General features: G+C 36.8%; 19 protein-coding genes and 1 tRNA gene. 12 read left to right on the forward strand and 8 right to left on the reverse strand.

The features are described 5' to 3' along the window. Positions 1 to 41 precede the first annotated feature (41 nt). A complete protein-coding gene (locus tag PR800_RS10145; protein ID WP_231068226.1) occupies positions 42 to 899 on the forward strand; it encodes a LysR substrate-binding domain-containing protein in 858 nt (285 codons plus the stop codon). Further along, positions 899 to 1,249, forward strand: a complete 351-nt coding sequence (locus PR800_RS10150; protein WP_272530760.1) for a nuclear transport factor 2 family protein — start codon at positions 899 to 901, stop codon at positions 1,247 to 1,249. Before PR800_RS10145 ends, PR800_RS10150 begins: the two co-directional genes overlap by 1 nt. Positions 1,250 to 1,306: 57 nt before the next feature. Here PR800_RS10150 and PR800_RS10155 read toward each other — a convergent pair whose 3' ends face one another. Both PR800_RS10155 and PR800_RS10160 read right to left on the reverse strand, forming a co-directional pair. Further along, positions 1,307 to 2,272, reverse strand: coding sequence for an agmatinase (locus tag PR800_RS10155; protein WP_102139526.1), 966 nt, complete (start codon positions 2,270 to 2,272; stop codon positions 1,307 to 1,309). A gap of 50 nt (positions 2,273 to 2,322) precedes the next feature. Then, positions 2,323 to 3,543, reverse strand: coding sequence for a sodium/glutamate symporter (locus PR800_RS10160; RefSeq protein ID WP_166266749.1), 1,221 nt, complete (start codon positions 3,541 to 3,543; stop codon positions 2,323 to 2,325). Positions 3,544 to 3,824: 281 nt separating this feature from the next. Between PR800_RS10160 and PR800_RS10165 the strand changes: the two genes are divergently transcribed. Then, positions 3,825 to 4,706 (forward strand): LysR family transcriptional regulator, encoded by an 882-nt coding sequence (locus PR800_RS10165; protein WP_102139528.1) that lies wholly within the window; start codon positions 3,825 to 3,827, stop codon positions 4,704 to 4,706. A 66-nt stretch (positions 4,707 to 4,772) separates the two neighbouring features. Here the strand turns inward: PR800_RS10165 and fbaA are convergent, their stop codons facing one another. From fbaA to tkt, 4 genes are all read right to left on the reverse strand, one after another. Next, the gene (fbaA, locus tag PR800_RS10170; RefSeq protein WP_102139529.1) at positions 4,773 to 5,849 is read right to left on the reverse strand and encodes a class II fructose-bisphosphate aldolase; all 1,077 of its coding nucleotides are present in this window, start codon (positions 5,847 to 5,849) and stop codon (positions 4,773 to 4,775) included. 59 nt (positions 5,850 to 5,908) lie between these two features. Then, complete coding sequence (gene pgk / locus PR800_RS10175) at positions 5,909 to 7,072, reverse strand: phosphoglycerate kinase (protein ID WP_102139530.1); 1,164 nt, start codon at positions 7,070 to 7,072, stop codon at positions 5,909 to 5,911. A 92-nt stretch (positions 7,073 to 7,164) separates the two neighbouring features. After that, a complete protein-coding gene (gene epd, locus PR800_RS10180) occupies positions 7,165 to 8,184 on the reverse strand; it encodes an erythrose-4-phosphate dehydrogenase (RefSeq protein WP_102139531.1) in 1,020 nt (339 codons plus the stop codon). 315 nt (positions 8,185 to 8,499) lie between these two features. Then, a complete protein-coding gene (gene tkt / locus PR800_RS10185) occupies positions 8,500 to 10,494 on the reverse strand; it encodes a transketolase (protein WP_102139065.1) in 1,995 nt (664 codons plus the stop codon). Between the two features lie 1,534 nt (positions 10,495 to 12,028). Here tkt and PR800_RS10190 point away from each other — a divergent pair. From PR800_RS10190 to PR800_RS10230, 9 genes are all read left to right on the forward strand, one after another. Then, the gene (locus tag PR800_RS10190; protein WP_102139064.1) at positions 12,029 to 12,334 is read left to right on the forward strand and encodes a helix-turn-helix domain-containing protein; all 306 of its coding nucleotides are present in this window, start codon (positions 12,029 to 12,031) and stop codon (positions 12,332 to 12,334) included. A gap of 97 nt (positions 12,335 to 12,431) precedes the next feature. Continuing rightward, positions 12,432 to 13,040, forward strand: coding sequence for a common pilus major fimbrillin subunit EcpA (gene ecpA, locus PR800_RS10195; RefSeq protein ID WP_004905392.1), 609 nt, complete (start codon positions 12,432 to 12,434; stop codon positions 13,038 to 13,040). A 94-nt stretch (positions 13,041 to 13,134) separates the two neighbouring features. Beyond that, positions 13,135 to 13,818, forward strand: coding sequence for a hypothetical protein (locus PR800_RS10200; RefSeq protein ID WP_166266739.1), 684 nt, complete (start codon positions 13,135 to 13,137; stop codon positions 13,816 to 13,818). 19 nt (positions 13,819 to 13,837) lie between these two features. Then, complete coding sequence (locus PR800_RS10205) at positions 13,838 to 16,333, forward strand: CS1-pili formation C-terminal domain-containing protein (RefSeq protein WP_210848926.1); 2,496 nt, start codon at positions 13,838 to 13,840, stop codon at positions 16,331 to 16,333. 24 nt (positions 16,334 to 16,357) lie between these two features. Then, positions 16,358 to 17,974, forward strand: coding sequence for a fimbrial protein (locus PR800_RS10210; protein WP_102139061.1), 1,617 nt, complete (start codon positions 16,358 to 16,360; stop codon positions 17,972 to 17,974). A 95-nt stretch (positions 17,975 to 18,069) separates the two neighbouring features. Further along, positions 18,070 to 18,747 carry a fimbrial protein gene (locus tag PR800_RS10215; RefSeq protein WP_272530748.1) on the forward strand — a complete coding sequence of 226 codons (678 nt, stop codon included), beginning with the start codon at positions 18,070 to 18,072 and terminating at the stop codon, positions 18,745 to 18,747. Positions 18,748 to 19,069: 322 nt separating this feature from the next. Continuing rightward, positions 19,070 to 19,855: a winged helix-turn-helix domain-containing protein gene (locus PR800_RS10220; protein WP_272530750.1), complete on the forward strand. Its 786-nt coding sequence runs from the start codon at positions 19,070 to 19,072 to the stop codon at positions 19,853 to 19,855. Further along, positions 19,848 to 20,342, forward strand: coding sequence for a FidL-like protein (locus PR800_RS10225; RefSeq protein WP_210844147.1), 495 nt, complete (start codon positions 19,848 to 19,850; stop codon positions 20,340 to 20,342). The genes PR800_RS10220 and PR800_RS10225 overlap by 8 nt, the downstream gene beginning before the upstream one ends. Positions 20,343 to 20,896: 554 nt before the next feature. Next, complete coding sequence (locus PR800_RS10230) at positions 20,897 to 21,178, forward strand: helix-turn-helix domain-containing protein (RefSeq protein ID WP_181490049.1); 282 nt, start codon at positions 20,897 to 20,899, stop codon at positions 21,176 to 21,178. 281 nt (positions 21,179 to 21,459) lie between these two features. Here the strand turns inward: PR800_RS10230 and PR800_RS10235 are convergent. Both PR800_RS10235 and dnaQ read right to left on the reverse strand, forming a co-directional pair. After that, positions 21,460 to 21,536 (reverse strand) — tRNA-Asp (locus PR800_RS10235). Positions 21,537 to 21,690: 154 nt separating this feature from the next. After that, the gene (gene dnaQ / locus PR800_RS10240) at positions 21,691 to 22,452 is read right to left on the reverse strand and encodes a DNA polymerase III subunit epsilon (protein ID WP_102139069.1); all 762 of its coding nucleotides are present in this window, start codon (positions 22,450 to 22,452) and stop codon (positions 21,691 to 21,693) included. Positions 22,453 to 22,498 lie beyond the last annotated feature (46 nt).

The raw sequence follows: 22,498 nt of genomic DNA on the forward strand, positions 1-22,498 counted from the left end.
CTATTTAAAAATTAAATAACCAAATGATAGGTATTTATAAAATGAATTCGTTGCTCAATCTAGTTTTGTTGAAAACCTTTGTTACTGTCGCTGAGACGGGGAATTTCACCGTAGCTTCACAACATTTAAATTCAACGCAATCAACATTGAGTCAGCAGATCCAACGACTAGAAACTTTAGTCGGCCAGCCTTTATTTATCCGAGGGCACCGCATACTCACCTTAACCGAAACTGGGGAAGTTTTGTTAAGCTATGCAAAAAATATTTTGGCGCTAAATGATACCTTCTTTATGAAAATCACTGGCAATGCCGTCATTCAAACTATTCGGCTCGGCTTTCCTGAAGACCTCGCTTCTGGCCAAGTCACCCCGACACTGGCCGCATTTATGCAAGCTAACCCCAATGTGCGACTAGAAGTTACGAGTGGCCTAAGCCGCCAGCTCCATCAGCGCTACCAACATGGTGAATTAGATTTAATTATTGTGAAACAGAAGAAAGGTGAATTTAAAAGTGATTACCATTGGCCAGAGCCTTTGTGTTGGCTAACGAGCAACCAATATAAACGTTTCAATAATGATTCAGTACCTTTGGTGGTTTTTCCTGAAAACGGCCTTTATCGTAATGACATGTTTAAGTTATTAGACAATGAGCAACGCCCTTGGCACATAACTTATACTTGTTCTAGCCTTGCTGGTATTCAAAGTGCTATCGCAGACGGGTTAGGTATTAGTTTATTACCTTTACGAGCAAAACTTCCTCAACATCGAATTTTAACAGAAGAAGAAGGTTTCCCTACTGCTCAAGAAATGGAAATTGCGATGCATTTCCAAACAAATACTTCGGATACGGTGACTCAACTCGCCGAGAAACTGGCACAACAATTGGGGGCACGCGAGTGATGAATAAACTGATTGAATTAGAAAAAAAATTACATAACAGTACTAACCGACAGAATAGCAATTTTCTTCGCGAGATATTACATGAGGATTTTTTTGAATTTGGTCGTTCTGGCTTTTCAACCGATAAACTCGATACCTTAGCGTCATTGGCTAGTGAAACAACTAAAACGATTTACGCCGAAAATTTCTACTGCTCGCAATTGAGTGATAATACGGTGTTGATGACTTATATCAGTTTTGAACAGCAAGATGGGGATAAAACCAAGCTAACTAACCGCTCATCTATTTGGCTAAAAAATTCAGCAAACCAATGGCAATTAAGGTTTCATCAAGGGACACCCGCAAATTAACAATAAAGTGGAAATGAATCACCCACTTTATTGTTAGCACAACATTAATTGGCTGCGTTATTTCTTATCAAAATATCCTGCGCGAATGGATGCTCCAATTAAATTCACAACAAAACGCCCTGCAGTCACCCCAGTTAGCTTAGAGGGAATATCTTTTGCGGGTGTAATTTCAACGATATCCATACCAACAACGCGACCTTTTTTCACTAAACCGTGAATTAGGCTACGAGCTTGCAAATAAGTCACCCCACCAGGAGCCGGGCCATCAACTCCAGGCATGATACTCGGGTCAATACCATCCGCATCAATACTAATATAATAGTTCGAATTATCTGGAATGCGGTCTAAAATGGCTTGCATGCCAACCTCGTGTAGTTCATAGGCCGGAATAACATGCGCACCATGGTCTTTAGCCGCTTGGTAATCCCCTGGGCGTCCGCTACCTTGTGCACGTAAACCAATTTGGAAAATTTCACCTATATGCTTCATTTCAGAAGCGCGACGGATCGGGCTTGAAAGGCCGGTATCCACCCCATTAACCTCTTCACGCCAATCTAAATGTGCATCAATATGCACAAGTGTAATCGGCCCTACTTCATCAAATCCCTGCAAAATAGGCGTTGTGATCCCATGGTCGCCCCCTAAAACAATAGGAAGTGCTTTAGCTCTTAATAACTGTCGAATTGCCTCGGCTGCACGCTGATGATGCTCCCCCAAAGGCTTTGATAAATCAGGAATAACATCACCACAGTCAACAAATTTAATATCTTTCCGGCCTTGTAGTAGTGGCCCATCAATATCAAAATCATAATGATCTGGATGCCTAACAATTCGGTCACTCATATCACGTAAATATTGTGGAGCACGAGATTGATCGTTGGTAAATGCATGAGCACTATAAGCTGAACTAAATGGCATCCCTAGTATGGCAATATCCGCTTCAATGTTGGTCAATTCAGTCACTAATTCTGAATATAAAAATGTTTTATGGCCAACATGTGGGGGTGTCGTTAATTTTTTCATACAAACTATTCCTTCTTAGATTTAGTTTTCTTTCTTTTGTTTTTTATTTCTTAGCCACCAAATGTGTTAGCTAAGAATACAAATAGAGGGACACCAACAATATCTGTTAATACCGTTCCAGCGATTGGTATAATAATGAATGCCTTTCGTGAGAATAAACCGTATTTATTACAAATAGCATCCATTACCACTAAGCCATTTGGTGTTGCACCTAAACCATGCCCAATAAAACCAGCTGACATAACAGCGGCATCATAGTTTTTACCTAATGCACGGTAAACAACAAATATAGCCACTAATATTGTTGTAATGACTTGTGATATTAATATGATAGTTAGAGGTAACGCTAACTCATATAATTCCCAAAGTTTTAGCTTCATCATTGCCATCACTAAAAACATTTCTAGTGATAGAGTGGAAATTAATACAACTGTATTGCGAGATATTTTAATCATCGGTTTTCTTTCATTAATTGAATGAAATATAACGCCGATAAACAAACTAAAAATATGGCCAGGAATAGTAAACCCTGTTACTGTGCTTATCCATTTTGCTGTCGGCATTCCGATAGCGAGTACGCTTAAAATAACTGCACCTGTAATAATACATTGTTGAGCTGTAATTTTATCCTCAGTATCGTTACTTTCCGCTAAATTTTCTAAATCAACATGGTCAGTTTCAATCTTTAATTTATTTCTTTGGATTAACCAGTTCCCAACAGGCCCACCTAGAATTGACCCTGCAATCAAACCAAAGGTCGAAGCCGCTAACCCAACATTCAGGGCTTGGTTGTGACCAAAGGACTCAATCAGCGGTGCTAAAGATGCCGCCATACCATGACCACCTTGCATCGAGGCTTGGCCTGCCATCATAGCAACTAGTGGCTCAATATCTAAAACATACGATAAACCAATACTGACGCCATTTTGCATAAATGCCAAGCCCCAGCAAATCACCATATAAATCAGTAATATTTTTCCACCACTCACTAATAATTTAACCCCCGTCATTAAACCTATTGTGACGAAAAATATATACATTGATAAATCATATAATGTGTTATCAAAATTAAGCTCTACAATATTAAATTGATAAGCTATCCACATTACAATAGAAAACATAAACCCGCCGATAACCGGACTAGGAATTGAATATTTCATAAAAAATGGAAATTTCTTTATAATTACATTGCTAGCGATTAACAACAAAGCCCCTAATGCTGTAAATGTAATCATATCTAATTTTATTGTTAACAATTCATCTGTGACCATAAATTAGAATCCTTTTGTATTTATATATATTTGGATTAATTATTATTTTGTGGCGCCACTTTGGTAATAATCTATTAACAACTACAACTTTAAGATATACGTATCCGCTAGGAATAAAAGTGATATTTTTGATCCTATGGTTTCATAAAATGAAACCTTTTATATAAATAAAAACAATTTTAACAATTAAAATAAAGCAGTATTAATTATGCTATTTGTATCGCAATAAAAAATAAGATAGATTAGCATTTAGTGATTGATTTCACGTAATAGGTATAAATATGCATAATAAAAAATTAACTGAAAAAGACTTAAAATCATTACGTGTTTTTACTTCCGTTGCAGAAGCTGGTGGCTTTACCATTGCAGAAAAAAAACTAAATATGTCAAAAGCGTCAATAAGCCGCCATATCCGTGAAATTGAAGAAAAACTCGGGGTTCAATTGTGTGAAAGGGGTCCTTCTGGCTTTAAGCTAACTGAGTCAGGCTTATTTGTTATCGAAAAAGCCAATACCGCTTTGAAAGCATTAGATAATATCAAAACTGAAGTTGATGAACGCCATGGGATTTTATCTGGAACATTAGTTATTGGTGTTATTGAACATATATTAACGGATCCACTCTGCCATCTATCAGCCACTATCGCTCAATTTACCCAAGAGGCACCTAATGTTAAATTAGAGCTAAGTATACTCAACCATAATCAATTAAATAAAGCGCTTAGTGATAGAACAATTCAAATCGGTATTCGCGGGCAATATCACGAAAATAGCCGTTTTAATTACCAATTCTTATTTATAGAAAACCATAAGCTTTATGTTTCTGCGAATACGGCCAACAACAAACATAATCTAGCATTGGTTTATCGGCCACACCCATTCACTGAAAGTATTTTAGCATCGGGTGAATTTAACCGAGGCCCCGAAGCCGCTGGCCTTGAGGCCGTAGCCACCTTTATCGCTTCAGGTCACTATGTGGGAATTTTACCGGAAAACTATGCCTCACATATTAATTTCCGCCATTCACTCATAGAAATGAGCGACTCCCCTGTCTTTCATAACCGCATATGTGCAATCACCGAGGCTAGTAAACCGCTAACACAAAGTGAAGCACTGTTTTTAAAACTACTTTCACAATTAAGTAAAGCACCAGTATCTACATGATCAAAAAATCCCCCAGCAAGTCACCTCACTGGGGGATTTTAAAAGTAAAAACTTAACGAATGTTAATTACAGTACATCAACACAGTTCAGTTCTTTAAATGCTTGCTCTAAACGAACAACCATTGACTCTTGTGCTTTACGCAGCCATACACGTGGGTCATAGTATTTTTTGTTAGGTTTATCCGCACCTTCTGGGTTACCTAACTGACCTTGCAGATAGCCTTCGTTCTTTTTGTAGTACTGTAAAATACCATCCCAAGTTGCCCACTGGGTATCAGTATCGATGTTCATTTTGATAACACCGTAGCTCACTGCTTCTTTGATTTCAGCAGCACTTGAGCCAGAACCACCGTGGAATACGAAGTCTAAGCTGTTGTGTGGCAGGTTATATTTTTCTGAAACGTAGTCTTGTGAATTACGCAGAATTTTTGGCGTTAGCTGGACGTTACCTGGTTTATAAACACCGTGAACGTTACCGAAAGAAGCCGCGATAGTGAAACGAGGGCTTACTGCATTCAGTTTTTCGTATGCGTATGCAACGTCTTCTGGTTGAGTGTACAGCTCAGAGCTGTCCATACCCGTGTTATCAACACCGTCTTCTTCGCCACCGGTACAGCCTAATTCGATTTCGAGTGTCATATCGATTTTAGCCATACGCGCTAAATATTTAGCACAGATTTCGATGTTTTCTTCCAGTGATTCTTCAGACAGGTCAATCATGTGAGAAGAGAACAGTGGTTTACCTGTTTTCGCGTAGTGCTTTTCACCCGCATCTAACAGACCGTCGATCCATGGCAGTAATTTCTTCGCACAGTGGTCGGTATGCAGAATAACAGGAACACCGTAGTGCTCAGCCATTTGGTGTACATGATGGGCACCAGAGATAGCACCTAAAATTGCCGCTTGTTGGCCTTCAGCTTTCAGGCCTTTACCTGCGATAAATGCAGCTCCGCCATTAGAAAACTGCACAATAACTGGCGCACGCACTTTAGCAGCCGTTTCAAGTACGGCGTTAATTGAATCCGTACCAACACAGTTCACTGCTGGCAATGCAAAGTTATTTTCTTTAGCAACTGCGAAAACTTTCTGTACATCATCACCAGTAAGAACACCCGGTTTAACAAAATCAAAAATTTTAGACATGTGAAAAGGTCCTGTGGTAAACAGGCAGCCTACGCTGCCTGTTGTGTATGAACAATTAATTACGCTTTAGCACGTTCTTCTAGCATCACAACGGCAGGGAGCTTTTTGCCTTCAACGAACTCAAGGAAAGCACCGCCACCAGTAGAGATATATGAAATTTTGTCAGCAATATCGAATAAATCGATAGCTGCTAGTGTGTCACCACCACCAGCAATAGAGAATGCGTCGCTGTCTGCGATTGCTTTTGCAACGATCTCAGTACCTTTACGGAAGTTAGGGAACTCAAACACGCCTACTGGGCCATTCCAAAGAATGGTTTTGGCATTTTTCAGGATCTCAGCCAAACGCTGTGCAGATTCGTCACCTAAATCCAGAATTTGTTCGTCGTCTTTAATTTCAGTACTTGCTTTCAGAGTTGCAGGTGCAGTTTCGGAGAACTCAGTTGCAACGCGAACATCAGTCGGTACTGGAATTTGGCAGTTTGCCAGTAATTTTTTCGCTTCAGGGATTAAGTCTGCTTCATATAATGAGCGACCAACATTGTTGCCTTCCGCTGCGATAAAGGTATTCGCAATACCGCCACCAACAATTAACTGGTCTGCAATTTTAGATAGAGAATCTAATACAGTCAGTTTAGTTGACACTTTAGAACCACCAACAATCGCAACCATTGGGCGAGCTGGGTTATCTAATGCTTTACCTAATGCTTCTAACTCACCACTCAGTAGTGGGCCAGCACAAGCCACTGGAGAGAATTTAGCAACACCATGTGTAGATGCCTGCGCACGATGAGCCGTACCAAATGCGTCCATGACGTAAACATCACATAATGCCGCATATTGTTTTGACAGCGTTTCGTCGTCTTTTTTCTCGCCTTTATTAAAGCGAACGTTTTCTAGCACAACTAACTCGCCAGCGTTGATTTCAACACCATTCAAGTAGTCTTTCACTAAACGAACTGGGTAATCCATTTTGTCGGCCAGATAGTCAACAACAGGTTGCAGTGAAAACTCTTCGTTGTACTCGCCTTCGGTCGGACGACCAAGGTGAGAAGTGACCATGACTTTAGCGCCTTGTTTCAGAGCAGCTTCAATTGTTGGTAATGAAGCACGGATACGTGCATCAGAAGTAACTTTGCCATCTTTTACAGGAACGTTTAAGTCAGAACGGATGAATACGCGTTTACCCGCTAAGTCTAAATCGGTCATCTTAATTACAGACATGGTGAATCCTCTCGTTGATTCTCTATAAAGTTTCCATCAGCGGCTGTGCAAAGCAATAATGTTATCATGCCCTGCTGTCTGTCAGTCGCCAATTAGTTTAAACCTGTCGCTGCCATTGCTAATGTTGTATCTAGCATCCGGTTAGCAAACCCCCATTCGTTATCACACCAAACTAGGGTTTTAATTAAATGCTTACCACTAACTCGCGTTTGTGTACCATCAATAATAGCACTGTGTGGATCATGATTGAAATCCATCGAGACCAGCGGTAATTCTGTGTAGTCCACTATACCACGAAAATACCCTTGTGCAGCGCCTCGCAGTAGCTGATTGACTTTTTCAACACAGACATCGTCATGTACGGTAACACTCAAATCAATTGCTGTCACATTCGTCGTCGGTACACGAACAGAAATAGCTTCAAAATGGTCTTTAAATTTCGGAAAAATTCGCGTAATTCCTGCTGCTAACTTGGTATCAACAGGAATGATAGACTGACTCGCCGCGCGAGTTCTGCGTAAATCTTTATGATAAGCATCGATAACAGGCTGGTCATTCATTGACGCATGGATCGTCGTCACCGTTCCCGACTCAATCGAAAATGCCTCATCAAGTAATTTAATAATTGGAATAATACAATTGGTGGTACAAGAGGCATTGGAAACAATTTTGTCTTGAGCGGTTAAAGTCTCATGGTTAACCCCATAAACAATCGTCGCATCAAGGTCATCGGTTCCGGGATGAGAAAATAGCACTTTTTTAGCACCTGCGGCTAAATGTTGTAAACCGTCATCCCTTGAGCCGTAGGCCCCACTGCAATCCAACACAACATCAATGCCTAACTCTTTCCAAGGTAATTCATGAATAGCCGGCTGATGAAACAAGCGAATATTGTCATCACCAACTTGCAAAAGTGTACCGTTAAGCCGCACATCCCAAGCAAAACGCCCATGACTGGAATCATACTTCAGCAAATGCGCAATACCTTCAGGTTCAGCCAGTTCATTAATCGCCACCACGACAATCTCTGCCCGACGGCCTGATTCATACAACGCTCTTAAAACACTTCGACCAATGCGGCCAAAGCCGTTTATTGCTACCCTGATTGCCATTCTACACCTTGTATCTGAGCAAAATCACACGGTTGCTAAGGATAACTGACTCACACCAACTCTACTGCTCATTTTAGCTGTCAAACATCAAAAGTGTGCTTCAACCGACATTTTTAAAAAATATTTTCATTCAGTAGCATACAACTGAAACGGTTCAGCTTATCTAAGGTTAGAGTAAGGGATATATTTACAGAACGCAATAGAAAATCGTTAATCGGTGCACAAAAAAACAACGCCTAACTTATCATTAGGCGTTGTTCAGCAAAACATGATTACGAGGGGCATCCGCACATGGATACCCCAAAATGCAATCACTTATTTCAGAAGAGATTTCGCAGCTTCAACTGCTTTTTCTGCAGTGATGCCGAACTCTTTATACAGTTCTTCCGCTGGTGCAGATTCACCAAAGGTATGCATACCGATGATGGCACCGTTTAAGCCAGTGTACTTGAACCAGTAATCTGCAATACCTGCTTCGATAGCAACACGCGCTGTCACATTGGCAGGTAATACTGCTTCACGGTATGCCGCATCTTGTTTATCGAATGCATCAGTAGAAGGCATTGATACAACGCGAACTTTACGGCCTTCCGCTGTCAGTTGGTCAGCTGCTTTAACTGCCAGCTCCACTTCAGAACCTGTCGCAATAAAGATTAATTCAGGCGTACCTGCACAATCTTTCAGGACATAAGCCCCTTTCTCGATATTGGCTAATTGCTCAGCAGTACGAGGTTGTTGCTCTAAATTCTGACGAGAGAAGATTAAAGCGCTTGGGCCATCTTTACGTTCAATAGCATATTTCCATGCCACCGCAGATTCAACTTGGTCACAAGGACGCCATGTGCTGAGATTTGGTGTCACACGCAGGCTCGCCAGTTGCTCAACTGGTTGGTGAGTCGGGCCATCTTCACCCAGACCAATAGAATCGTGGGTATAAACAAAGATGCTACGCACTTTCATCAGTGCAGCCATACGAACCGCATTACGTGCGTATTCAACGAACATCAGGAATGTCGCGCCGTAAGGAATGAAACCACCATGTAACGCGATACCGTTCATGATAGCTGACATACCAAATTCGCGAACACCGTAGTGAATGTAGTTACCCGCTGGGTCAACATTCAGTGCTTTGGAGCCTGACCACATAGTTAAGTTACTTGGCGCCAAGTCTGCAGAACCGCCCATAAATTCAGGTAAAACTTTACCGAACGCTTCTAATGCATTTTGTGATGCTTTACGGCTGGCAATATTCGCTGGGTTTTGCTGCAAGTTTTCAACGAATTGTTTCGCATCTGCGTCAAAACTAGCCGGTAATTCACCATTCATACGACGAGTAAACTCCGCAGCTAATTCAGGGAATTGTGCTGCATAAGCGGCGAATTTTTTATCCCATGCGCTTTCTTTTTCTTTACCTGCGGTGCGAGCATCCCAAGCTTCGTAGATATCTTTAGGAATTTCAAATGGACCGTAGTTCCAACCTAGAGCTTCACGAGTTGCTGCAATTTCAGCATCACCTAAAGGTGCACCATGAACAGATTCAGAACCGGCTTTATTTGGTGAACCAAAACCAATGATCGTTTTACACATAATCAGTGTTGGTTTATCAGCTTGTTTCTTCGCTTCATTGATTGCTGCGTTGATCTGTGATGCATCATGGCCGTCGATATCACGAATAACATGCCAGCCATAAGACTCAAAGCGTGCTGCTGTGTCGTCAGTAAACCAACCTTCAACTTCACCATCAATAGAGATGCCGTTGTCATCATAGAATGCGATCAGTTTATTTAATTTCAGTGTACCCGCTAAAGAACACGCTTCATGCGAGATACCTTCCATCATACAACCATCACCCATGAACACATAAGTGTGGTGGTCTACAACATCATGACCAGGACGGTTGAATTGCGCTGCTAATGTGCGTTCTGCAACCGCAAAGCCCACTGCGTTTGCAATACCTTGACCTAAAGGACCGGTTGTTGTTTCAACGCCTGGAGTATAACCATATTCTGGGTGGCCTGGTGTTTTAGAGTGTAGTTGGCGGAAGTTTTTTAACTCTTCGATAGGTAAGTCATAACCTGCAAGATGCAGCAAGCTATAGATCAACATAGAACCATGGCCATTTGATAGAACAAAACGGTCACGATCTGCCCAGTGTGGGTTTGCTGGGTTATGATTCATATGGTCACGCCACAGTACTTCAGCAATATCAGCCATGCCCATTGGCGCGCCAGGATGCCCTGATTTTGCTTTTTGAACCGCATCCATACTTAGAAAGCGGATAGCATTAGCAAGGGTTTTACGAGTCGTCATCAGTATACTCCAGGTAGGATAAAAACGTACTTAAACCAATTTTTTCAACGCAATACAGATAGTGCTACTTTAATTTCGCTGTAACATGAAAATGTCAATTTACCGATGTATCGCCATATGCTCCTTTCCCTAAGGAACTACAACACATCGCCAACAAACTGAGCATTTCACGAATAGAGCGATTGAAAGTAACCCAATTCTACCTATACCGCAATATTTGCTATGTTCATGGCAGCAGATCGCAAATAAATTGAACTGCCGCAAAGCTGAATCCATTCTATTGCGCAAAATATCCCTTAAGGCTTACATTTTTGCGCAAGTGACTAACCTTATTAAACCTGAGTTCGGTGTCTGGGATCAAGATGATTTATGTATCTAGCACATTTAGCTGCCACATTAGTGATAATTGGCAAAGTTTTAGGCAAAAAAACTCAATATACCCGAGTATTTTTGTTTATGCTGAAATACCCACCACTTCTAATGATCAGAAATAGATAGTGCGTGCACTTCTAACAACCAACGTTTTTACAACAGAAATTCCTATACAGTTCACAGTTCTTATATGTATAGTTTTGAATGAAAGTGACTTTCAAAAGACAACAGTGCAATCTTAATTAGCGGTTAGGTGGATCCGTATATCTAACTTATTAAGTAATAATTAGTGAATCCCTAACTGAAGAATTGCTTTTAGAACAAACGTGTATAGTATTAGGCACTGCAAAACCTATATGCATTTAGTGACCTAATTACAAGGAGAAAGCCTTACCCATTATTATTTCTATAGCACGCTGCATCCACAGATAAAGACATCATAATCGATATTGCTGAAATTAAAATAAGGGACACTAGAGAGCGTAGTAACCTATCGCTGATTCTATTTTCACTGGTAAAAACCTGATGAGGTTATAGAAAATAAATTGGCCTGTAAGGCGAAATCTTAGACCTAAACCCCATGTATCACAATAGGGTCAAGATATGAAAAAGTTGATACTATAGTATCAATCTACTAAACATTGATGTTATATCATATATCTAGTTAACGAAGCGGAATTTTAACATCATACACATTAAACTAGTTAGTTGAGTTATTAATAAATAATAGGGCTAAAAACACATCAAAAATTATAATTTTACTAATATAATTAGTATCCCGCCTTTATTCTAAATTATCCCCCCTTTTAATTGTAATAAATTGTAACTTTCAATGTGGATTCTTTATGCTTCTTAATTAAATATACATTTGTTAACAATTATAATAATTTTACACTTATTTAGTGTATTTTTTTATTAAATCCCCTGATTTCAACACTATTAAGTGTATTTTTAACCAATTAAACTGGTGGGAGTGTATTTTTCAATTAGATAATGCCAAAAAAAACAATATCAATAGAAAAAACCTATTAATAATAACTTTTTAATAGAAATCCAGCCATTTACTCTTTTTTTAATGTATTTATTATAACACTCAATTAAGCAAGCGAGTGAGTTAACGAATATCATATAAATAGATCTATTAATATTAGAGGCTGAAAAAATGAAAGCTAATATAATTAGTAGTCATGTAGGAAATTATTTACGAAAATCACGCAAAGAAAAAAACATGACAGGAAAACAGTTGGCAGAATTAATTAACATTAGCCAACAACAGGTATCTCGCTATGAAACTGGTAGCAGTTCATTATCGCTAGACCAATTAAATGAAATCTTAACCGTTTTAGATAAAAGATGGATTGAAATGATTTACTATATTGATTGTTTCTCTGAAGAAAATAAAAGAAACGATATAATTTTAAGTAAAAAAACAATCCAAATATTAATAAACAGCATGAAAGATATTTAAATATTTCATTTTAAATTCAATAAAACCATATCAATATGTAAAAATTAAATAACTAATTTTACTATTGTTTTCTATCAATATAAAAAGAGAGATTAGTATGTTAAATAAAAAAATGGCTTCTGTATTGTTATCAACAATTATCGCAGCTTCTTTTGCTACAGCTGCAAATGCAGATACACGCACCGCTCAAGCAACAGCAACATGGCAAGCGACTGCAATTAAAGACACGACAAGTATGTTAGTTGTGACTCCATTAAGAAGTTTAACTTTTAATTATGCCGAAGGCCAAAAAAGCTTTAACCAACAAAATGGAGCATTTGATATCGCTATTCAAGGCCAAGCTGGTGCAACAGATTTTAAATTAGCATCAAAAATTATTGCTAATACATTAGCAAGAACAACTGACGATTCTAAATTAACTGTTGGGGTTAAATGGAATGGCGAAGATCTGACTAAAAATAATGATTTAGTATTAATTGATACATCAACCGGTTTAACTTCTGGTTTAGACAATTTAGCGGCTGATGGTATCTATAATGGCTCTGAGCGTGCAGCAGATCGCGGTGAATTCACCTTTGTTATTGCTGGCGCTGAAGCTGATGGTGCAGCGACTGACTTTAAAGCACTGACTGATGGTACATGGGATGGTGATGTGAAAGTTCAATTTACTGCAACTTGGGACGGTGATTTCACACCAGCTCCTTAATTCAATATCTCCTTATTAGATAATTAAATATTACGATAAAGATACTATAGGGAAATAATATCTTTATCGTCATTCATTTTTGAAATTTACGATTATGAAAAAGATAACATTAGCATTAATTTTATTATCATGGTTACCATTAAAAAACAGTTTTGCTGTCAACGTGGGAAACATTACTGAAATAATATCATCGAATGAAGACACCTTCTCTAAAGAAATTGAAAATACAGTAGATACCGCAAGATTGGTAAATTTAACGATAGAAAAAATAGATTCACCACTTGATACTGGAAAAGTAATTCCAGTTAATGACCCTAATGAAATATTATCAACGCCCGCCAACTTAATTCTCCCAGGGAATGCAAAAGATATATTTAAGATAATTTATCAAGGCCCAAAAGATAATAAAGAACGTTACTATAGATTAAATTGGAAAGATGATCCTATTGGCGAGAGTGGTGTTACACAAAGTGCAAAATCGGCATCAGCAACAACATCAGCAACAATTAGTACAATTCTCGTAGTCGCACCAAGAATTGAAAAATTTAATTATAAATACACTAGTTCTCAAGTTTCGAATACTGGGAACAGCACCTTCCGTGTAGTGGCTTCAGGCCCTTGTTTAGCAGAAAAACAAAAACACGGAGTGGATGGTATTTGCCGCGAGCGTTATTACCTCATGCCAAATTTAGCCGTCAAATTACAATTTGTCGATGTCACAAATAAAAAATCAAGCGTAGGTATTTGGCACAAAGGAGAGTTCATTGTTGTCAAATAATTAAGAATGGACTTAAATTATGCGTAAAAGTTCTATTGCTTTATCAATATTAAGTATTATTTTTTCGAATACGATTAATGCCAATGAAATGAAAAGCGTTAAGATCGGTGGATATATTATTCCTCCTGCATTTGTTAGTGCATTGGAAGAAGGAATGTCTGTACCTGTTTTTTTACGACTAAATGATGATACGGTAACCAATCAGAGCGAAAGCAAAATTGCAGATGCAGTTATTGTAGTCGATCATGGTAATATTAAATTATCAAGTATTCATCTCATTGAAAATGAGCACGGTGCGAAACTAAATAATTTACTAATCGATAAACTTGAAGAAAAAAAGGATGCCATTTTTAATGAAAGTAATGGCATTGTTATTGATAATAATGCAACCCTTCAATTAAATATTTCTTCATTTAATTTATCATTAGATGTTGATAAAGCTGCTTTTTCGCCAAAAGAACATGCGCGGCAATCTGTACTAGGAAATTCTTCAGTTAATTCATTTTCAGCAGTAGCTAACTATGATTTAGGGGTATTTCAGAGCCGTGTTAAAGATTCAAAAGATACATCCAGTAGCTATTTCAATTTAGATACATTATTCGCAGCTGCGGAACATCACTTTAATGTAAATGCATCAGCATATAGCATTGGAAAATCTAATTCTAATGTTGAATTGTATCGTGCAATGTATGAGCGTGACTTCAACGGATTCCGTTTTGCTCTTGGGCTAATGAGTACGTGGAATTTGCAATCTATTGCCAGCTTAACTGCCCTTAGCAGCAGTAAAATTTATGCGGCATCAATAGGGAACAACTCCTCAAGTATGGTGACAAATAAGCAGCAATCACTCACGCCGATTTATGCTTTTTTAAATAGTCCTGGTGAAGTACGTATTTATCGACAAGGTAAATTATTAAATATTCAAAATTTTCCCATGGGTAATTTTGAAATTGATACAAGTATACTGCCCTATGGCATTTACGACGTCACTATTGAGACGGTTATCGATGGCAAAATTGTCACAACACAGCACCAAACAATTAATAAATCCTTCGGTGCGATAACAGGCGGTTTTGATAAACTCAATTGGGAAGTTTATGGTGGTTATATTGACTTTGATAAGCGTCATTATGTAAGAGATGAAGGCTCAACGAGTCAAACTCCTGGTAAAAGCCATTTAATCGGAGCCTCTTTCGCTTATAACTTCCCAGTGTTGTCTGGCGTGCGTTTTCAAATGTCAAATTATGGATTTGATAAATTTGTTGTACAAGAAACAAGTATCAATGCGGCTTTAAATAACTATATCTCAGTTAACTGGCAAGGGATGCTAGAAAACCATGGTAGTTATCGGAACATTGCGACTCTTTCGGTCAATATACCTGAAGGTTACGGTTCTTTGTGGGCATCTAAAGAAAAAACTGTAGTGAGCGGTGACTTACCACTTTATGATGCTGACAGTTATTCTTATGGCGGGACCATTAATTTTGACAAAATAGTTGATAGAACAGGGTCACTGACTATTAGTAATACTAAAGATCGTCGTATTGGCAGTGATTCAATTAACTATGAATATGCGAATACATTATTCTCTGGCCGTTATGGAACGGTGGGGTTAAGGGCGGGTGTACAGCGTTATCATTATGATAATCAAAATAGCACCAACGAGAAATATATTAACCTCGATTTTTCCTTACCTTTATCAACATGGTTGAGCACGGGTGTTTCCTCAACAAATGGTAATGTGAAAGCAAATATTTATGCGAATAAGAATTTTGAAAATTCAGTGATTACCAATGCAGGAGTTTCTGTCTCCAAATTAGTCCGAGATAAAGATAATGGTGAATCCAATTTTTCAACATTAGGCTATGCTTCTTATGATACTAAATATAACTCAGGTACCGTGACTATTAATCGCCCTGATAATAACAGGCTTAATGGTAATTTAACCTCTCGTGGCTCTGTGGCATATAGCAACGGCATGATCATGCCAAGTGGGCAACAAGGCAAATCGGGCGTCATTATCAATTCCGATATAAAAGGTAGCGGCAGCATGGTCGCAAAAGTAAATGGGCAGAATTACCCAATTAGCGGAAAGAATACCTTTATTCCATTATCCCCTTATTCGGATTATGACATTCAATTAATGAATGATGGAAAATCAAAAGACAGTTTTGATATTGTTTCAGGGCGAAATAAATCCGTCACATTATACCCAGGGAACATTGCTCTTTATCAACCTGAGGTAAGACAATTAGTCACGGTATTTGGTCGTCTGAAATCACCAAATGGTGAATATATAAAATATGCCTCAATTCGAAATCATATTGGTCGCACAAAAACGGACCAAAATGGTGAGTTTTCCATGGACGTTGACGTCCGATATCCAGTGATATCTTTATTACAAGATGATCAGCAAACAATTTGCGAAGCAGATTTAAACCTTCAAGGTGCACGTGGTGCATTGTGGGTCGGTGAGGTGACATGTCAACCTCAAGAAGCATTGGCTAAACGTTAATTATCACTTTAAGGCTAATTTAATATGCGATTATTATCGATAACAGCATTTTTTATTTCATTTTCGGTTCTGATACCGAATTCGTTTTCTGCAACAGCGCCATTACAAGAGTATGTCATTGTTGAAAACCAAGTTGATAACGAATTCTTTATTGTTGCCAATAGAGTTGACCCACGCTTCTCGGGCTCAAATGTATTCACAAAATACCAGCGCAATAGACAATATAGTTTAGGCTATATGGGATATACAGGAACACCTTTTAGCTCAACTTATAATACAGGTGATATCTGGTTAGAAAATTCTCCCGTAAGCCAACCTTTTATCGGGAATCGTTGCATGACAAATAACCGAAATTGCCCGGCAACGTCTTATTGGTCAGCTCAGCAATTACGAGATAATGGTGCATATAAAATCCAACAAACAGGAACACCGGGTGAGTCTGGATATTCAAGACCAATATTTTCTGAATCTTTTTATCGCTGGTTAGCCGAAATCCCACCGGGAACAGAGTACACTTTTGATTTAAGAACCTGCACAAGCCGCGACGATTATGATTTAAGTAACTCGACCTGTATGACGAGTGGAGGAAGAACAACAACACAACAACATTACATTCCAACCAATAAAAAAGGCAATATTATTCTAAAAGGAACGGGCGCCTTACAAGAAGTCTTTGTGGATAGCAATGGCAATCCAACTATTGGGCTCGGTTCTAATTTTTGCTCGACAGGGATTGTTGGAAATACTTCTGGAATTATTTGTAAGTTGGTTGAATTAGAAACCCAAGGACAATCTATCGGCGGTACATTTACAGTACGTATGTATATTGATAGTGCAAAGTTAGGTTTAGCTAGAGATCCCCGTGCTGCACTTATTCAATATAAAGGGAGTAACAGCACACGCTGGACAAATTGGTCATCAACAACAAACATGTCAGAGATCTTTAATAATGGTTCACAAAATATTGAAGTTTTTCTCTCAAATGAATATTTAAAATCAATTGTTGACGCTTCACCTAATTCAACAGTCACACTTGCTGATAGTGTATATACTTTTGGTTTTCAATCACCACTTCCTCAATCTGGATTTTACGAATTTACACCTTCAAATTTCTTAATAATTAAGCCGAGAGATTATGGAATTAGTATTATTCCTGCAGATTTTAACCCAAACCAATCCAAAACAGGAAAAGTCGGCAATGATGAGCCACCGATAGAATTTAATTATATCGTCACGACTAGCGGGCCAAGGCAAGCGGACTCTATTACAGCAAAAGTTGAAGGACCAAACACAACATTAAAAGGACAGTCATACTGTTTATTTACCTCAAGCGATAATAAACTTAATGTTCCTTTTTCCGCTTATCTTTCATTTAAAAATGAAAATGGCACTAAAGAATCACACCGTGCAAGTTGTGATAATAATGAAATTTCATTAAAAAATGCATTATGGTCTGAAACACCATGGGATAGGCCTAATGAGGATTTAGGGTCTTTTTATCGAACTAACTTAGATTTATCATTTCCAATGAATGACTCTGAATCATTTTTTACATTGGATGGTATTGATTGGCTAGGCACCGTTTCTGCAAGTGGCACAATAACTGTCAAAGCTATTTGGACAGGGCCCGATATTCAATAATATCTAATGGCTACTTTTAGGGCGACTTGTAAAAATTCAAGTCCCCCTTTTATTGAACCCCATATACACTTAAATTTTGGTTTGGATTTTTTAATATGAAACTATTTTATTTACTTAAAATCCTATTATTAGTTGTGCTATCAGTATTTTACAATAATGCTATTGCTTTATATATCAATGCAGATATTTCTTCGATGGAGTCAGGGCAAGAGTTTTTTTCTAAGCCATACATCAACGACACAGATAAGACTAATTTATATAGTTTTAGTGCCTACAAAATTGATAAACCAGGTAACCAAGAATATGGGGCACCTCTCCATAATGGCGAGATTATTTTTACTCCATTGAAGAAAATTTTATTACCTGGGGAACAAGAGTTTTTTAAGATTTTTTATCGAGGAGAAGCCGATGAGACCGAGCGCTATTATAAGATCATCATTAGCGAAACCCCTCTTGATATGCGTAATGATGATGAACAAAAAAAGCGACCTTTATTTTACCCAACGGTTAGCCTAGAAACCTATTTCGTTGTGAGACCTCAAAAACCAGATTTTAAATATGAGCTTAATCCAAGTACTAACACTCTAAAAAATACGGGTAATACCTATTTTAGAGTACTCTTACATGAAAGCTGTGATGCTAATGATGATTCTGAGCCTTATGTATTTTACTTATTACCCGGCCAAAAGTCTAAAGATGAGCGTCTTAAAAAGAAAAGTCGTAAATATATTGTAATATTTGATAAATATTACCCAATTGGCAATTGCACCTAAAATTCAATTATATCAATAAATTAAAAAATAAAAATAGCAAATTAATTTAGGTCTCTATGATTTAAAATAGTGGTTAACACTGTATTTTATCTATGCGCGAGACATCAAAACAAAAATATCAGCTTCATTAATACAATACACTGAAATTTTTGCCATTACATATATAACCAATCGTTATAAACAAAAATTTATTTTCATATTTTCTTCTCAAGAAGAGAGTAGTATATTACACTGATATAATTACTTTAAAATCAATGACTATCATGTTAGCTAAAAGTGACCAAACTAAGCACATATTTTAATAACTAAATAAGAGTCATGTATGATATATATACTGAACAACATAATAAAATATAACTCTGACTTAGGTGAAATATTTAGGGTAGAAACAGAACTCAGTGTAATGAAATTAACACCCGTGTTGAATTATATTTTCATAATACTAATTCAGAATAATAAAACGACTATCACTCGTGAAGAGATACTAGAAAAAATACTAAATAAATATGACTTAAAAGTTTCGATAAACACCCTTAACCAATACATTAGTACATTAAGAAAGGTATTACATCAACAGCTTTTAGTTGAAAATGCGATCCTAAGCATATCAAAAAAAGGCCTTGTGATCTCTTCTGAAATTCAAATTGAAGAATCGATTACCAAATTCAATAATAAAATAGAGAAAAGCCTAGCTCCCCCTCCCACTTCAAGCAATAAATCTAACAAATCACTATTACTTAGTGATAAAAATCATATTGTTAAAAAAACATTATTGATAATTAGTATTTTTTTAATTTTGGTGATCATTTACCTTATAAATCAAATTCATGCAGTAAAATTTCCATATACATCAATACAATCATACAAAATTAGCACAATTGGAGATTGCCCTGTTTATGGGTTCAAAGATAATTATGAAAAAAACATAAGTGACACAATAAGCAAACAAGTAATTGATTTTAACTTAACCTGTGAAGATTCTGATATTTTTTATTATTATAACAACATACAAAACTTAGGGAAAAACAAACATAGCTTATTAGTAAAATGCAAAAAAAACAAAGATTGCATTTCAACAAGAGTGAATTGGCAGGATAAAAATGACTAATAAAACACTATATTCATTGATACTACTTTTTTCATTAATTATCGTTTCCTTGTTATTTTACTTAAATTTAGAAAAAAGTAAAACACAATATTGTGAAGCAACTATTTCCTCTAATTTCATATTAGCCAATAACAAATCATCATATACACTAAATATGAAATTAGTAAAAAACAATGATAACAGTGGATATATTAAATTATTAGGAACAATTACAACTGATAAGACATATACTGTTAATCGAGTTGTTCATTTCAATCAATCATCAAGAAAGTATGTGAAGGATTTAAAATTAACAATAAATTATGATAAAAAATCTTTAAATGACAATGTTCCTGATGATATATTTGAAAAATATTTCAAGGTATTCAATCTAAATTCAATTGCATATGTAGAAATTGATGAGATAACTTCTGATTGGTACCTTTTCTCTAGTTCATTTGGCCCATATTTTGTCTGTAACAGGAAAGATAAATTAAATAAAATTTAACACATAGCGTTCTACTTACAAAGTAGTTCAGGTAATAATCAATATTGTATCTCTTACTCGTGTTGCCCTTTTCATTTTTATCCAACTAAGCAGATTTAATTATGCTTTGCCTATAATTAAATTTATATGCTACCTACCGATAAGTACCAAATCAATCCCTAATAAATCACTCTTTCAACTTAATCTATAAATATTTTTTTGTAATTTTATGTAAAAATATAAATAATTATTTTTAGATGACTATAAATCCATTTTTTTCATTTATTGTTTATTATATTCTCACTTTTAAGTCAATTTATAAGATTGATGTAATGCATTGTTTTTATTGAACTATAAAAACCTATATTTTGATTTAATAGTCTATACTCATTATTAGCATTAATATCAATAGGCAAAAACTATCAAATCAACTATTTTTGATTCATTAAAACAATTTCACATTGGTAACTAAAAAATATAATCTATTACTCATAGAGAAAATCAAAAAATTTAAAGTAATGCCATCTTTAATAGCTAACTTTAAAATAATAAGTTCCTAATAGAGAGAGTATAAAATGAAATATATCAATACTAAAGAATTGAATAAAGGTAATGACCTAGATATTGTTATGGCTACCGCAAAATACTTGAAATCCGCACGTATTGAAAAATCATTAACAGGAACAGAATTAGGAAAATTATTAAATTTAAGCCAACAACAAATATCAAGGTATGAGAATGGCCAATCTGCTATTTCTATTGATAGCCTTCATATATACCTTAAAGCATTAGGTAAAGATTGGTTAGATTATTTCAGATCTGTTATCTTAGTTAGAGTTCATGCGAATTATTATTAATACAGTCATACAGAATTCAAACTTATAATTTCGATAAAATCGTGATAGAACCTAAAAATAGTTAATGTGATTAAAAAGAATATAAATTATTCTCATAAATCTATTAATTATAAATCTCCTTATATCAAAAATTAACTCAAAGAAGTCATTAGAAGCAAAAAATGTATTGTTTATAAATTCAACAAAAAAGTGATACGAAAAAGAAAGGAACTCTCATGCAGCTAAATACTGTCATGCTAAAAAAAAACGCCACGCTAATTTATTAGCGTGGCGTTATAATTTGGCGGAACGGACGGGACTCGAACCCGCGACCCCCTGCGTGACAGGCAGGTATTCTAACCAACTGAACTACCGCTCCTGATGTTCCCTGTTGGGAACGCCATGCATATTACGAAGACTTGAAGAACTCGTCAACACTTTTTCTTGTAAAATCGCGCAGTTGAGCAGTTTTTAGCCTTTAAAAGGGCTCATAATGTAAATCCATTCGCATGCATTAATAATAAATTCAATTATTAATGTAAATTTTCAGCTTCATCAGAAGATTGCCGCCAAAGACAGGGTTTTCCGCCCTTCTTATCAACAATATCCAACCGAGCTTCATGAGCAATGAGCTCCTCATCAGAAGCAAAAATGACTCTAAGACCACTCTGAGGACGCTCAATCCTTTGAATTTCATACTCTTGCTCATTATTAGCAGATTCTGAATCCATCGAAAATGATAATGAAGTTTGCCCACCCGTCATTGCCAAATAGACATCTGACAGGATCTCGGCATCAAGTAACGCCCCGTGCAGTGTTCGTTTAGCGTTATCAATTAAATAACGGTCACATAGCGCATCCAAGTTATTCCGTTTACCTGGAAAAAGTTTACGAGCCAATACTAGGCTATCAGTGATAGTGCAAAACTCTTGTGTAGGCGGAATACCTTTATTGAGTTTACGGAATTCATAATCCATAAACCCGATATCAAAGGGAGCATTATGAATAACAAGTTCAGCTCCTCGAATAAATTCAAGGAATTCATCTGCAATTTCTGCAAAAACGGGTTTATCTTGTAAAAATTCGTCACTGATCCCATGAACTTCAAATGCTTCAGGGTCAACTAAGCGATCAGGCTTAATATAGACGTGAAAGTTACGCCCTGTTAAACGACGGTTAATAACTTCAACCGCACCAATCTCAATAATGTTGTGGCCTTCATAATGAACCCCAAGCTTATTCATACCCGTGGTTTCAGTATCAAGGACAATTTGTCTGGTTATCACCGTGCTCATAATGTTTTTTTGTGTCAAACTAGAGGTGAATGAATAATATAGAGTG

The organism is Providencia sp. PROV205, assembly GCF_028479505.1.
Lineage (GTDB): Bacteria > Pseudomonadota > Gammaproteobacteria > Enterobacterales > Enterobacteriaceae > Providencia > Providencia huaxiensis.

Excerpts from the sequence above, each read along its gene's own strand:
- PR800_RS10145 (WP_231068226.1), top strand. The coding sequence starts at position 42 with ATGAATTCGTTGCTCAATCTAGTTTTGTTGAAAACCTTTGTTACTGTC.
- PR800_RS10150 (WP_272530760.1), top strand. The coding sequence starts at position 899 with ATGAATAAACTGATTGAATTAGAAAAAAAATTACATAACAGTACTAAC.
- PR800_RS10155 (WP_102139526.1), bottom strand. The coding sequence starts at position 2,272 with ATGAAAAAATTAACGACACCCCCACATGTTGGCCATAAAACATTTTTA.
- PR800_RS10160 (WP_166266749.1), bottom strand. The coding sequence starts at position 3,543 with ATGGTCACAGATGAATTGTTAACAATAAAATTAGATATGATTACATTT.
- PR800_RS10165 (WP_102139528.1), top strand. The coding sequence starts at position 3,825 with ATGCATAATAAAAAATTAACTGAAAAAGACTTAAAATCATTACGTGTT.
- fbaA (WP_102139529.1), bottom strand. The coding sequence starts at position 5,849 with ATGTCTAAAATTTTTGATTTTGTTAAACCGGGTGTTCTTACTGGTGAT.
- pgk (WP_102139530.1), bottom strand. The coding sequence starts at position 7,072 with ATGTCTGTAATTAAGATGACCGATTTAGACTTAGCGGGTAAACGCGTA.
- epd (WP_102139531.1), bottom strand. The coding sequence starts at position 8,184 with ATGGCAATCAGGGTAGCAATAAACGGCTTTGGCCGCATTGGTCGAAGT.
- tkt (WP_102139065.1), bottom strand. The coding sequence starts at position 10,494 with ATGACGACTCGTAAAACCCTTGCTAATGCTATCCGCTTTCTAAGTATG.
- PR800_RS10190 (WP_102139064.1), top strand. The coding sequence starts at position 12,029 with ATGAAAGCTAATATAATTAGTAGTCATGTAGGAAATTATTTACGAAAA.
- ecpA (WP_004905392.1), top strand. The coding sequence starts at position 12,432 with ATGTTAAATAAAAAAATGGCTTCTGTATTGTTATCAACAATTATCGCA.
- PR800_RS10200 (WP_166266739.1), top strand. The coding sequence starts at position 13,135 with ATGAAAAAGATAACATTAGCATTAATTTTATTATCATGGTTACCATTA.
- PR800_RS10205 (WP_210848926.1), top strand. The coding sequence starts at position 13,838 with ATGCGTAAAAGTTCTATTGCTTTATCAATATTAAGTATTATTTTTTCG.
- PR800_RS10210 (WP_102139061.1), top strand. The coding sequence starts at position 16,358 with ATGCGATTATTATCGATAACAGCATTTTTTATTTCATTTTCGGTTCTG.
- PR800_RS10215 (WP_272530748.1), top strand. The coding sequence starts at position 18,070 with ATGAAACTATTTTATTTACTTAAAATCCTATTATTAGTTGTGCTATCA.
- PR800_RS10220 (WP_272530750.1), top strand. The coding sequence starts at position 19,070 with ATGATATATATACTGAACAACATAATAAAATATAACTCTGACTTAGGT.
- PR800_RS10225 (WP_210844147.1), top strand. The coding sequence starts at position 19,848 with ATGACTAATAAAACACTATATTCATTGATACTACTTTTTTCATTAATT.
- PR800_RS10230 (WP_181490049.1), top strand. The coding sequence starts at position 20,897 with ATGAAATATATCAATACTAAAGAATTGAATAAAGGTAATGACCTAGAT.
- dnaQ (WP_102139069.1), bottom strand. The coding sequence starts at position 22,452 with ATGAGCACGGTGATAACCAGACAAATTGTCCTTGATACTGAAACCACG.